We start from the raw sequence: 14,683 nt of genomic DNA on the forward strand, positions 1-14,683 counted from the left end.
CAGCAGTCCGGGTCTTCCTCCTGCAACGGCTGCAAATCCCTGTGATAAAATAAAGCAACAAATGGTTAATGCTAATTTTTTGGCAAAACAGGAAGAATTAAGAAAGAAAACGGATCTAAAAAAAGAGACTGGCTATTCACAGAGCAAAAATGGCCCCTTTACGCCTCTGGATAATTTGAGTAATGACAGTATGAGCTTGCCCAAAGATCCTAATACCATTGGTTATATGCACACACATATTGATGATTATGATTCTGGAACTGTTGATCCAAATGGTGATCCAACAATAAACTCACCGATTAAAATGTTTTCACCTTCAGATGTGAAATCATTTATTGCGCTTTTAGATAATGCCCATAGAAATAATATTCCTTTAGATAATGTGTATGGAATGATGATTTCAAGTGAAGGTGATTATACCTTAAGATTTGAAGGAACCCATAACGATATTAATATGGGATTAAATTTTGACATAAATATGAGAGAAAAATATGAAGAAGTTATGGAGGATAATAAGAGCTCAAGGGAAGTTGGGTTTTTAAAATTCATAAAGGAACAAATTGGTATTAACGGTATTTCATTATTCAAAATAAACAAAAATGGGACTAGTGCTAAAAAAACATTGAATAACAATGATAAAATAGCAACAATACCATGTTCTTAATATTAAAAACAAACACTATGAAAAAGATGATCATTATAGGTATGACAATAGCAAGTATTTCAGCATGCAAAGCCCAGTCAATACTTCCAATCGAAAAAGAGATAGAATATGTGCGTGCAAAAACGGACTTTCCAGAAAGTGTAACATATTTAAAAGATGTAAATGGAATTCGGGATAAATATGTCGGTACCTGGAAAGGATCTTATGGCAGCAAAAATTACGAATTGATATTTTCTAAAATTACAGATAAACCAGTTCGATATACTAAAGACAGATTACTAATGCGTTACTTAATAAAAGATGCAAATGGCAGAATTTTAGAAGATACGAGAACAGAACCGAATAATAGTGGGTATGTGGTAAAAAGTCTTTATTATGATAAAACATTTTTTGTTTTATTGTATGGAGGACGTCAATTTGATTGCGGACAAGAAGGAAAACTTTATGTTATGCTAACTAAAAATTCGGACTCTGTAATGGAATTATTTTTAATACCCCAACGCGATATTATACTTGAAAAGGATTGTCCTAATGGGGCTGCGGCACAATTATTTCCTGAGGTTAAAATGAGATTAACTAGGCAGTAATTTTTGGATGAATATTATACAAGACTATGAATATTTTATTTACTTCTTTTTAATTTTAGGCATTGGGATGCTAATTTACGGTTACATTTATCCAACTGAATATTGTTTAGATATTAATATTCATGATACATATTATGTCTTTCCCTATTTGCCTGTAGCAACAATGCCTTGTTCCTAAATATTAAAAACAAACACTATGAAAAATATTTTTTTTTATGCATGATAATACTTTGTAATTCAGCATGCAAAGCCCAATCAATCCTTCCAATCGAAAAAGAGATAGATTATGTGCGTGCAAAAGTGGACTTTCCAGAAAGTGTAACATATTTAAAGGATGTTAATGGAATTCGGGATAAATATGTCGGAACCTGGAAAGGCTCTTATGACGGCAAAAATTATGAACTGATATTTTCTAAAATTACAGATAAACCAGTTCGCTATACTAAAGACAGATTACTAATGCGTTACTTAATAAAAGATGCAAGTGGCAGAATCTTAGAGGATACGCGAACAGAACCGGATAATAGTGGATATGTGGTTACAAGTTATTATTATGATAAAACATTTTTTGTTTTATTGTATGGGGGGCGTCAATTTGATTGCGGACAAAGAGGGGAACTTTATGTTATGCTAACTAAAAATTCGGACTCTGTAATGGAATTATTTTTAATACCACAACGCGATATTATACTTGAAAAGGATTGTCCAAATGGAGCTGCGGCACAATTATTTCCTGAGGTTAAAATGAGATTAACTAGGCAGTAATTTTTTGGATGAATATTATACAAGACTATGAAATATTTTATTTACCTCTTTTTAATTTTAGGCATTGGGATGCTAATTTACGGTTACATTTATCCAACTGAATATTGTTTAGATATTAATATTCATGATACATATTATGTCTTTACCTATTTGCCTGTAGCAACAATTCTACTGTTATTTTCTTTAATACTTTATATTTTTTTTCTGATCTACAAAAGGGTGAGGTAATTTATTGATTCCATACTAACTCCACGCTTGGACGAGCGACTCGCTAATGAATGTACGCATTGGCAAACACCTAAAATAAATAAACCCCGAACTTTTGAGTTCGGGGTTTACATTTAAAATATCAAAGAAATTTATTCAGCTTCCAGATAAGGATTTAAAATTTCGGCCAATTCATTGAGCCAATAAAAATTGGATTCTATTCCGTTTGGCGGAGTTTCCTGTTCCCGCATTACGCCTAAAGCCAGTGTATAATTTACCTGCCTGATTACTTTAGCCATATCTTCCGGGGCTATCGCGTGATTAAAAAAATCAATTAGCCTTTTTTCGGCTTCTTTTGAAAAAGTGTTTGTACTCATAATGTCGTAATTTAAGAATAAAACCCTTGTACCTTAGTGTTTCTTTTACGCTTACGACAGCGCTTTTACGATCGTTTCCTAACGTTCACATAATACAAGGGCAATTTTATTTAGTCTTAATGTCGTAATTTAAGAGCTGTAAATATAAGAAAAAACTTTCATATTAAAACATTTTTTTTCAATTGTAATGTTACAAAAAAAGGTTTTACTAAAAATGATTTACAAAATAACTTTCCATAAAAGTTTGTAATAAGTAAATGATTTCCACTCTTAGAAATAATTCAAAATGTAAAATGTTATAAGTCGCTATCAAATAGCATAAACTTTATTTTTGATATTGTTATGCATAAAAACTGTGACAATTTTTTTTAAAAATTATTTTTTGTCACAAAATCCGTGACAAATTTTTTTGTTTTATTTTTTTTGTCACAAAAAAATCGTGACAAAATTTTTATTCGCTTTCATTTTGTCACAACTTAAAGTATAAAGCTTACTAAGTTCAATCAATCGAAATTTGCTCAGATCTACACGCAAAGCTTTGTGACCTCTCGCGTTTTTCAACCCAATCAAAAACAAAAAACCTTAGCGAACTTTGCGGTTAAGAAAAATCTACAAAACACGATAAACCGGATATTGCAAATGCGCCTTTTCATAATAAGCCGAATGTTTGTAAATCCATTCTAATTGTGCTTCGGGATTTTTGGCAAATTCGGCATCATTTTGCTTTTTACTTTCCAGCTCCGATTTTAAGGCTGGATTATCTTTTAAAAGTTTCGCCGCGGTATCTTCAAAAACATACTCCGAATAATGTTCTTTTTGCTGTAAAATAGGATCGAAGAAATTCCAGTTAAAGAAAGAATCAACACCTTCCGGTTCGAAAGCTTCCAGTAGATATTTTACCCCTTTTTGATTTGTTGGAACCAGGTAATCGCCTTTCGCAAAAGCAACTTTTACCATTTTAGAAGTAATGGTCGTATTTCTGTGAATGTAATGCCCTTCATAAGCCGACGCAGCGGTTTTGAAATCTGCAATTTTATAGCTTTCGACTTCTATTATCGTATCCTTTTTTAGGGCAGAGTAGGTGATGGCATTGTTTTTCAAAAGGTCAATAATATTCCAATACCCACGCGGAATAATATAAGCAGTCGGAATCACAACTTCTTTTACAGATTTGAATTCTTTTATATAAGGAACGTCTTTTTTATAAGGCTTGCTGCGATCGTAGAACAAACGATTTCCGGTTGTAGCTTCACTTTTTTTGTAACCCGCTTCATAGCCCAGGAATGAAAAAGGAGTCGTTTTGGTGCTGTCCATTTCCCATCTCAAGGTATAGGTCTTTTTGGGTTTATATTGTTCTTCGTTTTTCAGTCGAAGTTCTTTGATTTTTAGGTAATTGGCGTCCATAAAATCAATGGTCGACCTCATGTATTCGTAAGTCACTTTAACACGGTCGGCATATTTTTTCAGCATATGTGTTTCCACCACAAATCCAATAGTATTGTAGAGCGAAGTGTAACCGGTAGTATATCTCGGACTGTCTGTAAACTGACCGAAACCTTTGTCCGGTGTATCTTTAAAAGAGTCTACGTAAGGAGTCGTTTCTATTTTTTTATTTTGTAAATCTTTTACCAAAGCAGGCATCATTTGGGTATTCATAAAATCACCGAGAACAGTCCCTAATTTGTTGTGTTGTGTCATAATGTAAGTTAGTTTGTACTGATAATCAGATCCGTTACTAACATGATTGTCTATGAAAACATCAGCATTTACTTTCTGGAAAATCTCAACAAAACTCTTGGTGTTACGCGTATCCGATTTCATGAAATCGCGATTCAGGTCGTAGTTTCTGGCGTTACCGCGAAAGCCATAAATTTCAGGACCATCCTGATTGGCTCTTGTGGTGGAATTTCGGTTTAAAGCGCCACCTATATTGTAGACCGGAATGGTAACGATAACCGTATTTTTGGGAGCCTTGATTTTTCCTAAAGCCAGATCGCGGAACAATTGCATAGTAGCGTCAATTCCGTCCGGTTCTCCGGCGTGTATTCCGTTATTCACTAATAAAACGGCTTTGTTTTTCTGAATTTTAGTAAAGTCAAATTCTTTCTCCGGATTAAAAGTAATCATATGTAAAGGATATCCTGAATCTGTCAGGCCCATTTCGAGCATCTGGATTGTTGGGAAATCATGCGATAATAGCGTGTAGTAGTTGATGGTTTCTTGATAATCTGCCGCCTGATTTCCATTTCCTTTTTCAAAAAAAGTATCGTATTTTTTGGTGTTCTGGGCGAAAAGAGTAAGTGTAAAAAGTGAAATGACAATAGTAAAAAGTTTCATGATTTGGGTTTTTAATAGAAAAGTCAAATATAAAGTTTTTATTGTTTCAGGTTTCAGGTTGAAATGTGAATAAAGCCTTTTTGATATTTTACCGCAAAGAGTACTAATTTATTTCACGCAAAGTCGCAAAGACGCAAAGAAAATAAACTTGGCGACTTTGCGTGATTGAATAAAAGCAGCTTTACGAACTTTGTGCATTCTAAGCGATTACAATTGTTTGAGATTTCAAGTTTCAGGTTGAAATGTAAATAAAGCCTCTTTGTATTTTACCGCAAAGAGTACTAATTTATTTTACGCAAAGTCGCAAAGAAAATAAACTTGGCGGCTTTGCGACTTTGCGTGATTGAATAAAAGCAGCTTTACGAACTTTGTGCATTCTAAGCGATTACAATTGTTTGAGGTTTCAGGTTTCAGGTTGAAATGTGAATAAAGCCTTTTTGTATTTTACCGCAAAGAGTACTAATTTATTTCACGCAAAGTCGCAAAGACGCAAAGAAAATAAACTTGGCGGCTTTGCGTGATTTAATAAAAAAAAACTTGGCGTCTTTGCGTCTTTGCGTGATTGAGTAAAAGCAGCGTTAGGAACTTTGTGCATTCTAAGCGGTTACTATTGTTTGAGGTTTCATGTTGAAATGTAAATACACGCAAAGACGCAAAGAAAATAAACTTGGCGGCTTTGCGTCTTTGCGTGATTGAATAAAAACCCTTGCGTAAACCCTTGCGAACTTTGCGGTTAAAAAACTTGAAAGAAAGAAAACGTGAAAACCTGAAACCACTTTTTTTGATTACTTTTGCAAAATGAATAAAAAACACCATTCCAACAATATACTTTTGAATTTAGGCATCGAAAGCCTGAACGAAATGCAGGAAGTTGCACAGGATGCAATTCTTAACGACAATAACGTTTTATTACTTTCCCCGACAGGATCAGGGAAAACCTTGGCCTTTTTATTGCCGGTTTTAGAATTATTGCAACCTGAAATTCTTTCCGTTCAATGTTTAATTTTAGTTCCTTCCCGTGAATTAGGACTGCAAATCGAACAGGTCTGGAAAAAAATGGGTACCGATTATAAAGTAAATATCTGTTACGGAGGTCACTCGATAGATACTGAAATCAAAAACTTAAGCAATCCTCCGGCAGTCTTAATCGGAACTCCGGGACGAATTGCAGATCATATTGACAGGGGAACTTTTCGTCTGGATAAAGTTCAGACTCTAATTCTGGATGAATTTGACAAATCACTGCAATTGGGTTTTCATGAGCAGATGTCTTTTATCATTGGGAAATTAACGAAACTGAACAAACGCGTTCTGGTTTCGGCGACTTCCGATGTTGAGATTCCGAGATATACGAGAGTCGTTAATCCAACTGTTTTGGATTTTATTCCTGAAGAAGAGGAAAAGACCAATCTGTCGATGAAAATGGTAGTTTCTTCTGCAAAAGATAAGCTGGGAAGTTTATTCAATCTGATTTGTTCGCTGAAATCACAATCGGCTATTATTTTCTGTAACCATCGTGATGCGGCGGAACGTATTAGCGATACACTGAACGAAAAAGGAATCTACTCGGTTTATTACCATGGCGGAATGGATCAGGACGAACGTGAACGTGCTTTGATTCAGTTCATAAACGGAAGCGTGAGCTACCTGATCACAACCGATCTTGCTGCCCGTGGTCTGGATATTCCGGAAATGAAGCATGTAATTCATTATCATTTGCCTTTAAAAGAAGACGAATTTACACACCGTAACGGTCGTACAGCACGTATGCAGGCTTCCGGAACGGCTTATATACTGATTCACGAAAGTGAAAAACAACTGGATTATATTGACTACGGAATGGATGTCCTGAATGTCGATAACGTAACGACATTACCAAAACCACCGGAATTTCAAACCATTTATATTAGTGGCGGAAAGAAAAACAAATTGAATAAAATTGACATCGTAGGTTTCTTTTCCCAAAAAGGAAAACTGGAAAAAGGAGATTTAGGACTGATTGAAGTAAAAGACTTTATTTCTTTTGCAGCAGTAAAATACAATAAAGTAACAGAGTTGCTGAAAAATATCAGGGACGAGAAAATGAAAGGCAAAAAATTTAAAATTGAAGTGGCCAGAAAGGTCGTTAAAAAGGAAGAAGAGCGATAAAAGCAATGAATTTTGATCAGTTTTCGAGAAAATTCACAAAGTTTAAAGCCGTTGTTTTTAGTTTATTTTGTTGATTTTTAAAAGGTTACATTCGTTTTGTTTTGCTGCTTTGGAATTTTAACTAATATTCACAATTTAATGTTAATAAAATAGCAGTTGTAGCGGTAATTTTTCATAATTTCGGCGTTTATAATATTAGTAAAAATTAACCCCAAATTCGTTATGAAAAAAATTATTACCCTTGCCATTTTGCTCTTTAGTTTTGTTTCGTTTGCACAGATTAAAGTTCTTGAAACTGTACCAGTTGAAAAATTGGGAAAAGTAAATAACAATTATATTCAAAAAATTGGAGATGAATATACTGTTTATTATACTAGCATCCAGAATGATGACGATTCTTCAGCTTTAAGAAAGTTTTCATTTAAAAACGTAAACAATGATTACACAAGCCTTTATAATATTATTATGGGAGGTTTTACTGCAAGCCCTTTGTATGATATTAAATTAGAATTGCCTAATAACTATATCTGGTTGCACTACACAGGAAGTGTTATTCCTGAGAAAGCTACAGTTCAGTTCATGGTTTCTTCAAAAGAAGCTTCTTCTGCAACAAGCAGCGTTTCTGAGCCATTCGTAAAAGATCAGATCAATAAATTATTCCAGAAATAATTTACTTTCAAGCATAAAACCAAAAAAGGCTATTCAGATTTTGAATAGCCTTTTTTAGTTTCAGGTTTAAAGTTTTTTTAGTTTCAGGTTATAAAAATAAAACCTTTGCAACTTTGTTCCTTTGAACCTTTGTACCTTTAAAAATTATATCTTCTTCACGTACTGCGTGATAATTACAATCTGTTGTCCGTCTACTTTTCCTTCTATGTATTCGGCATTTTCATGGTCCAGACGAATGTTACGAACAGCAGTTCCCTGCTTGGCCACCATGCTTGATCCTTTTACCTTTAGATCTTTGATTAAAACAACAGAATCCCCGTGTTCTAAAATTACGCCGTTGCTGTCACGGTGAATCAGTTTGTTTTCATCTTCTTCGCCTTCGCCTGTTGCTTTTGCCCAGGCCAGCGTATCTTCGTCCAGGTACATCATATCGAGTAATTCCTGTGGCCATCCTGCAGCACGAAGGCGGCTTAACATTCTCCAGGCCACAACCTGTACGGCAACATTCTCATTCCACATGCTGTCGTTTAAGCATCTCCAGTGATTTAAATCGACATTATCCGGATTTTCAATCTGGTCTACACAAGTGCCGCATGCCATTACGCTTTCGTCAATCCCGCCTTTTTGGGTGGGCAGAACCGTATATACTTTAAGGTTTTCGGTTGCGCCGCAAAGTTCACATTTCGATCCGCTGCGTTTGTTTAATTCTCTTTCTATGCTCATTTTTATGATCTTATTTTTTGGCGAAAGTAGAGTTAAATACTACGTTTCGCAAATTATACCTGAAGATTAAATGCTAATTGCGTTTCACTTCATAAATTTTCTTTTCATTATAAAGTTTCAGCATATCTTTTTTAGATATGTTAGATTTCTTTGTATAATTTTTGTCAATATCAATTTTATCCATCTCTGTTTTACTACCTATTTCCATATCATTCAGGAAAACAGTCAGACTGTCTTTTGAAACCTGATTTATTTTTATGGTAGTATAATAGCCTTCAACTGAGTCTAAATAATAAATATCTCCGGCTTTTGGATCTTTAATAAAGCTTGCCGTGTCTAAGTCTGTCTGATGTGAACTGTAGGAAACAAGACCGATAATAGCAGCAATTAAAAACAACCCTGAAAACATCCAGATCGGAGTCTTCACTTTGTTTTTTTCTTTTTCTCTTTCCAGTTTTTGCTGTATTGGCGCTGGTAATTCTTTTTGTTCGAATGTTTTTTTGCAAGAATTACATTCGGCAAAAGTTAATTTTTTGATTGGGAAAAAAGGGATGAGATACAAGTGACCATATTTTCCAAATACGCTGTAAATCATTGACACATTGCTGTTGCAATTGGGACAATCTACATTAATAATTTGCCCATTTCTTAGATTCGTAGCTTTGGTTCCGTAATAAAATACCATTTTTAGTGTTTTGGTTAATTGTACAAAAATAGATATATATCTTACTTCTCCAAATTTATATTTTTAAGTTAAATTTAGCTGGAATTACTTCTTCACCCTAACCGCATCCGGTACCAATAATTCATATTCCCCATTATTACGCAATACATCACGCACAATGCTGGAGCTGATGTAAGATGTTTTTGCAGCCGTTAAAAGAAATACCGTTTCTATCTTCGAAAGGCGTCTGTTGGTATGTGCAATTGCTTTTTCGAATTCGAAATCGGCCGGATTTCGCAAGCCTCTTAAAATGAAATTCGCTTTTAGTTTTTTGGCCAGATCTATGGTCAGTCCTTCATAAGTGATCACCGAAATTTTGGGTTCGTCTTTAAAGGTTTCTTCGATAAAACGTTTTCGCTCTTCCAGTGAAAACATGTATTTTTTTTCGGCATTAACACCAATCGCAATTACAATTTCGTCAAACAGGGAAATTCCTCTTTTGATAATATCTTCGTGTCCCAGCGTAATCGGATCAAATGATCCGGGGAATATGGCTTTTCTCATTTTTTAAGGTTCAGAGTTTATTTAAGGTTCAGAGATTCAAAGTTACAAAGGTTCAGAGTTTTTTAATGAAACAAGCTAAAGCTTTTTTTTAAGGTTCAGAGGTTCAAAGTATATTAATTAGGCATGCTAAAGTTTTATTTGTTTTTATTGGAATTTGGAATTTATCCAGATCGCTATAAAAATTGGAATTTAACTCTATTACGTTATTCTAAGTGTTTTAATGGCCGGAACCCACTCGTCTTTTTGGCACACTTCGCATTTAGCAGTTCCCGGCTTTTGTTCTTCGGTATGGCCGCAAAAAGTACAGGCATGAACACCTTCATTTTCGATCAGTTTACTTTTTTTATTGAATGCGGCGGGTAATATGGGTAAGCCGTATTTTACCTCATTATCTTCATAAAAAAATACGCTTACTTCACCGCTGGTTTCGATAAAGGCATGTTTTACCTGTCCAAGATGTTCGATGGATTTTATGCGTAGTTCTGAGAAAAATTCATCCTGTGCGAGACTTTCTTTTTTGAATGTGGCAATCGAAAATTTACCGTTATTGATTAAGCATTCGGTTTTACCTTCAATGAATTCCTCAAATTTTTTGCTCTTTCCCGTAAGCCAGGTTACGCCACGGTATAAAGCAATAATTACAGTAAAAACGATGGCTGCAGGAACAATGCCGACATCTTCATAAAACATAGGATCTCCGGCTGCAGAACCTAAGGCAATAATAATGACGGTTTCGAAAATGGACAGTTGTTTTACACCCCTTTTTCCGGCAAGTTTTAAAGTCAGTAATAAAATCGTAAACATCACTGTGGATCGAAAAATCACTTCCAGTGCAAAATTCTCCGGGAGATCGTTATAAAATATTCTGTTCCATTCGAAAATTTCTTTCATTTTTTTGAGGTTCTAAGTTTCTGAGCAGCTAAGGTACTAAGACCTGCTTATTTAAATTTAGATTTTTTCGGGTGATTTTTATAATATCACCATCTTCGTAAAGTTTATTTAATTCTTTTCGGGAGTATTTAATTTTACGATCTGAATAGTTTTCTGTCTGATCAATCTCGTCGACTTCGTAGGGTAAATAAGCATTATAATCATTTTGGGTAGATTGAATGGTGTCTTTAGTGACTTTGTCAATTCGCATTGTTGAATAATATCCGCTGGATAGTTTTACGTTATAAACATCTCCTTCGATTGGGTTTTTAATTAAAACACTGGTTTTATCTTTATTATTCAAATAGTTATTAATGCTGTAAATAAGAAACAAAGCGACTATAATTGAACCTGTAAACAACCAAATTGAACTCCCTAATTTTATATTTTTAAGTGTCTCCTGAGCATTTTGAGGTAAGTCTTCGTAATCAAAAACTTCCTTGCATTCACTACATTCTATGTTTACATATTTTCCTACTGGAAATAATGGAATTAAAGTAATGTAAGTATATCTTTTGTAAATGCTAAAATTTAAAGTGTTTTCATTTTTACAGTTCGGGCATTTTTCATTTAGGAGTGTGCCATTTTGAACATTCAAATCTCGAGTTCCAACTAGAAGCATCATAAATTATGGTTTTGTGTCATTTCGACGAAGGAGAAATTGCATCCACAGAGCGGCACAAAGCCTCGTAAATTCATTAAGGGACTTCGATTTCGCTCAGTCTGAGAATAGTAGAGTAAAAAAAAAAATAAGGTTCCGAGATCTTATTAACTTAGCATCTCAGAACCTTAGTATCTTAGCAACTTTTAAGAAAGAGCCAGCTCAATCGCATTGGTAAACAAATCTTCCAGGGAGATTCCGGCTGCTTTGGCTTGTTGCGGAATCAGGCTTTCGGTTGTTAATCCGGGAATGGTATTCATTTCAAGCATGTATGGCTCGTTGTCTACGATAATGAATTCGCTTCTCGAGAAACCTTTCATTTTCAACACTTCGTAAGCACGTTTTGCCGTTTCTCCCACTTTTTGAGTTAATTCGTCTGAAATTCTGGCAGGTGTTATTTCCTGTGACTTTCCTTCGTATTTCGCTTCGTAGTCAAAGAAATCATTGTCTGATACAATTTCTGTAATCGGTAAAACTTTGATTTCTCCTTTATAATTAATAACACCAACCGAAACTTCTGTTCCGTCAAGGAAACTTTCGATGATGATTTCGTTGTCTTCTTTGTAAGCCACTTCAATAGCAATTGGCAATTCTGCTTCTGTTTTTACTTTTGAAATTCCGAAGCTTGAACCTGCTTTGTTTGGTTTAACGAAACAGGGTAAACCTACTTTTTTTACAATTTCGGCTGTATTGATGGCATCACCTTTGTTCAGGTAATAGGAAATTGCCGTTTTGATTCCGTAAGGTTTTAAAACCGAAAGCAAATCACGTTTATTAAAAGTCAATGCGGACTGGTAGTAATCACAGGAAGATTGTGGGATATTTAATAATTCGAAATAAGCCTGCATGAGTCCGTCTTCGCCCGGAGTTCCGTGGATGGCATTGAAAACGCAGTCGAAAGTGATTTTTTGTCCGTTTACGGTAACGGAGAAATCATTTTTATCAATTGGAAATTCAGCATCGTTTTCATCTACATAGACCCATTTTTCCTTAAAAATATGAATACGGAAACCGGCATATTTTGTTTTGTCAAGGTATTGGTGTACGACGTTTCCGCTGATAAGAGAAATTTTATATTCGCTTGAATATCCGCCCATGATAATGGCTATGTTTTTCATTTTTTGATGTTTATTTGTTTAAGCGTTTATTTGTTTATTGTTATTGTTTCTTTGTTTCAGGTTTTCTTTGTTTCAGGTTTTTACCGTGATTCTCACTTTTGTCAGGCTGAGCGACATTTAAACTTTTTGTCAGGCTGAGCGAAGTCGAAGCCCACGTTTGCTGCATCACTTTGCGGGGGCTTCGACTTCGCTCAGCCTGACAATTTGAACTTCGATAAGTGTGACACTTCGACTTCGCTCAGCCTGACAATCCGGTTTCGTTCAGCCTGACAAACAAAACTTAAAATGTTTTATTAAAACAAGTGTTCTAGCCCTGATGGAAGCGGCATCCTTTTGTGCCGGTGTTCGGCATAAAAGATACAGCGGACAGCAGGAAATGGCTCCTGAAAATCATCCTTCGACTTCGCTCAGGATGACAAACGGCTTCGCTCAGGATGACAATCGGCTTCGATCAGGACAACAATCCTTATACTTTCTTGTTTTAAACAAAATTATCATTTTTTTTGAAACGAAATAGGTTTATCTTTGCGACAACTAAAAATAATTTTATGAGTTTACGTAAGTATTTAACAAGCCGTGTATTTTTTCTTCAAGTATTAGGTGCGGCTGCTATTATTGCAGTTTTGGGGTATTTGTTTATGCATTGGCTGACTTTTACAACGGATCACGGGAACGAAATAACCGTTCCGAATTTATCTAAACTGACAGAAGAACAAGTTGAAAGTAAGCTGGACGAATTAGACCTGGACTATGTGCTTTTGGACAGTGTTGATTACAGAAGTGAATTTCCTAAATACAGTGTTGTGGAGCAGGATCCATTGCCCGGGACAAAGGTAAAAGTAGGAAGAAAAATATATATTAAAATTAATGCATCCGGTTTTTCGTCCGTTAAAATTCCGGACTTAATCGAAAAAACCTATCGTGAAGCGGTTCCGACCCTAAAAGCATTAGGGCTTGAAGAAGGAACAATCACTTATATTCCGAACCTTGGAAAAGATATGGTCCTGGAGATGCGTTATAAAGGAAGAAACTTAAAAGTAGGAGACCGCGTGCTCAAAGCTTCTAAAATTGATTTGGTTTTAGGAGACGGAAAAGCATCGTATGTAGACGACAGTCAGGCGACAGACAGTTTAGCTGCGCCGGCAACTGAAACCCCAAAAGATGAACAATAATAATGAAAATTTAGATCTGGAAGACGAATTATTCGAACATTTCAGATTTGAAGTCCCTAAAGGTCAGGCGCTGTTGCGTATTGACAAATACCTAATGAATTTGATTCAGAATGCGACCCGAAATAAAATTCAGAACGCAGCCACTGAAGGAAACATTTTTGTAAATGATATTCCTGTAAAATCAAATTATAAAGTAAAACCATTTGATGTGGTGACCGTAATGCTGACTCACCCTCCGTTTGAAAACCATATTCTTCCGGAAGATCTTCCGTTGAATATTGTCTATGAAGATGATGCCTTGTTACTGATTAACAAAGAACCCGGAATGGTGGTACACCCTGGCCACGGAAATTACACCGGAACTTTGGTGAATGCCCTGGCGCATCATTTTGACAATCTGCCTATGAACAGCAGCGAGCGACCTGGTTTGGTGCACCGAATCGATAAGGACACGTCCGGACTTTTGGTGGTAGCCAAAACGGAAGCGGCCATGACACATCTGGCCAAACAGTTTGAAGCTAAAACTTCGGAACGCGAATATATTGCCCTTGTTTGGGGGAATGTGGCCGAAGAGGAAGGAACAATTGAAGGAAATCTTGCCAGACACCTGAAAGACCGCATGCAGATGGCTGTTTTTGCTGATCCTGAAATCGGGAAACCTGCGATTACACATTATAAAGTATTGGAACGTTTTGGTTATGTGACTTTGATTTCCTGTCGATTAGAAACAGGAAGAACGCACCAGATTCGTGCCCATATGAAGCATATCGGACATCCGTTGTTTAATGACGAACGTTATGGCGGCCATTTGATCCTGAAAGGAACTACGTTTACAAAATACAAACAGTTTATAGAAAATTGTTTTAAAGCTTTGCCGCGTCAGGCACTGCATGCTAAAACACTTGGCTTTGTGCATCCGAATACCGGAGAAATGATGCGTTTTGATACTGAGTTACCACAAGATTTCCAGGATTGTATCGAGAAATGGCGCAATTACGGGAAGTCGCATAATATGGAAGAAGAGGAAAATTAATTAGATAATTTTTTAATTAGAAAATTAGATAATTCCTGATATTGAAAAAAGCTCCAGTCGGAGC

14 protein-coding genes and 1 pseudogene are annotated in these 14,683 nt (G+C 35.6%); 7 read left to right on the forward strand and 8 right to left on the reverse strand.

Going from position 1 to position 14,683, the window contains the following annotated elements; all coding sequences use genetic code 11:
* The 3 genes and pseudogenes from LPB89_RS04855 to LPB89_RS04865 form a co-directional block, all read left to right on the forward strand.
* Positions 1-664: pseudogene (locus LPB89_RS04855) on the forward strand (hypothetical protein); the annotation flags it as partial.
* A gap of 17 nt (positions 665-681) precedes the next feature.
* Positions 682-1,251 carry a DUF6705 family protein gene (locus tag LPB89_RS04860; protein WP_230700564.1) on the forward strand — a complete coding sequence of 190 codons (570 nt, stop codon included), beginning with the start codon at positions 682-684 and terminating at the stop codon, positions 1,249-1,251.
* Between the two features lie 219 nt (positions 1,252-1,470).
* Positions 1,471-2,016, forward strand: coding sequence for a hypothetical protein (locus tag LPB89_RS04865; protein ID WP_230700566.1), 546 nt, complete (start codon positions 1,471-1,473; stop codon positions 2,014-2,016).
* 359 nt (positions 2,017-2,375) lie between these two features.
* Here LPB89_RS04865 and LPB89_RS04870 read toward each other — a convergent pair whose 3' ends face one another.
* Together LPB89_RS04870 and LPB89_RS04875 are read right to left on the reverse strand one after the other, a co-directional pair.
* The gene (locus tag LPB89_RS04870) at positions 2,376-2,600 is read right to left on the reverse strand and encodes a hypothetical protein (RefSeq protein WP_127337246.1); all 225 of its coding nucleotides are present in this window, start codon (positions 2,598-2,600) and stop codon (positions 2,376-2,378) included.
* 609 nt (positions 2,601-3,209) lie between these two features.
* Complete coding sequence (locus tag LPB89_RS04875; protein ID WP_230700568.1) at positions 3,210-4,937, reverse strand: M14 family metallopeptidase; 1,728 nt, start codon at positions 4,935-4,937, stop codon at positions 3,210-3,212.
* A gap of 798 nt (positions 4,938-5,735) precedes the next feature.
* On the opposite strand from LPB89_RS04875, the gene LPB89_RS04880 reads away from it, so the two are divergent.
* Both LPB89_RS04880 and LPB89_RS04885 read left to right on the forward strand, forming a co-directional pair.
* Positions 5,736-7,085 (forward strand): DEAD/DEAH box helicase, encoded by a 1,350-nt coding sequence (locus LPB89_RS04880; RefSeq protein WP_230700570.1) that lies wholly within the window; start codon positions 5,736-5,738, stop codon positions 7,083-7,085.
* A 222-nt stretch (positions 7,086-7,307) separates the two neighbouring features.
* On the forward strand, positions 7,308-7,754 hold the full coding sequence (locus LPB89_RS04885) for a hypothetical protein (protein ID WP_230700571.1): 447 nt from the start codon (positions 7,308-7,310) through the stop codon (positions 7,752-7,754).
* Between the two features lie 144 nt (positions 7,755-7,898).
* On the opposite strand, the gene LPB89_RS04890 is transcribed toward LPB89_RS04885, so the two are convergent.
* The 6 genes from LPB89_RS04890 to LPB89_RS04915 all read right to left on the reverse strand — a co-directional run bounded on the left by LPB89_RS04890 (position 7,899) and on the right by LPB89_RS04915 (position 12,414).
* On the reverse strand, positions 7,899-8,477 hold the full coding sequence (locus LPB89_RS04890; RefSeq protein WP_230700572.1) for an alkylphosphonate utilization protein: 579 nt from the start codon (positions 8,475-8,477) through the stop codon (positions 7,899-7,901).
* Between the two features lie 73 nt (positions 8,478-8,550).
* A complete protein-coding gene (locus LPB89_RS04895) occupies positions 8,551-9,162 on the reverse strand; it encodes a zinc-ribbon domain-containing protein (RefSeq protein WP_230700573.1) in 612 nt (203 codons plus the stop codon).
* 84 nt (positions 9,163-9,246) lie between these two features.
* Complete coding sequence (gene coaD / locus LPB89_RS04900) at positions 9,247-9,705, reverse strand: pantetheine-phosphate adenylyltransferase (protein ID WP_127337254.1); 459 nt, start codon at positions 9,703-9,705, stop codon at positions 9,247-9,249.
* A gap of 198 nt (positions 9,706-9,903) precedes the next feature.
* Positions 9,904-10,596: a DUF421 domain-containing protein gene (locus LPB89_RS04905; RefSeq protein ID WP_230700574.1), complete on the reverse strand. Its 693-nt coding sequence runs from the start codon at positions 10,594-10,596 to the stop codon at positions 9,904-9,906.
* A gap of 28 nt (positions 10,597-10,624) precedes the next feature.
* A complete protein-coding gene (locus LPB89_RS04910; protein ID WP_230700575.1) occupies positions 10,625-11,260 on the reverse strand; it encodes a hypothetical protein in 636 nt (211 codons plus the stop codon).
* Positions 11,261-11,442: 182 nt separating this feature from the next.
* The gene (locus LPB89_RS04915) at positions 11,443-12,414 is read right to left on the reverse strand and encodes a D-alanine--D-alanine ligase (protein ID WP_230700576.1); all 972 of its coding nucleotides are present in this window, start codon (positions 12,412-12,414) and stop codon (positions 11,443-11,445) included.
* 548 nt (positions 12,415-12,962) lie between these two features.
* Between LPB89_RS04915 and LPB89_RS04920 the strand changes: the two genes are divergently transcribed.
* The gene (locus LPB89_RS04920; protein WP_230700577.1) at positions 12,963-13,586 is read left to right on the forward strand and encodes a PASTA domain-containing protein; all 624 of its coding nucleotides are present in this window, start codon (positions 12,963-12,965) and stop codon (positions 13,584-13,586) included.
* Positions 13,576-14,619 (forward strand): RluA family pseudouridine synthase, encoded by a 1,044-nt coding sequence (locus tag LPB89_RS04925; RefSeq protein ID WP_230700578.1) that lies wholly within the window; start codon positions 13,576-13,578, stop codon positions 14,617-14,619. Before LPB89_RS04920 ends, LPB89_RS04925 begins: the two co-directional genes overlap by 11 nt.
* Positions 14,620-14,683: the final 64 nt, after the last annotated feature.

The organism is Flavobacterium sp. ENC (genome assembly GCF_020991415.1).
Lineage (GTDB): Bacteria > Bacteroidota > Bacteroidia > Flavobacteriales > Flavobacteriaceae > Flavobacterium.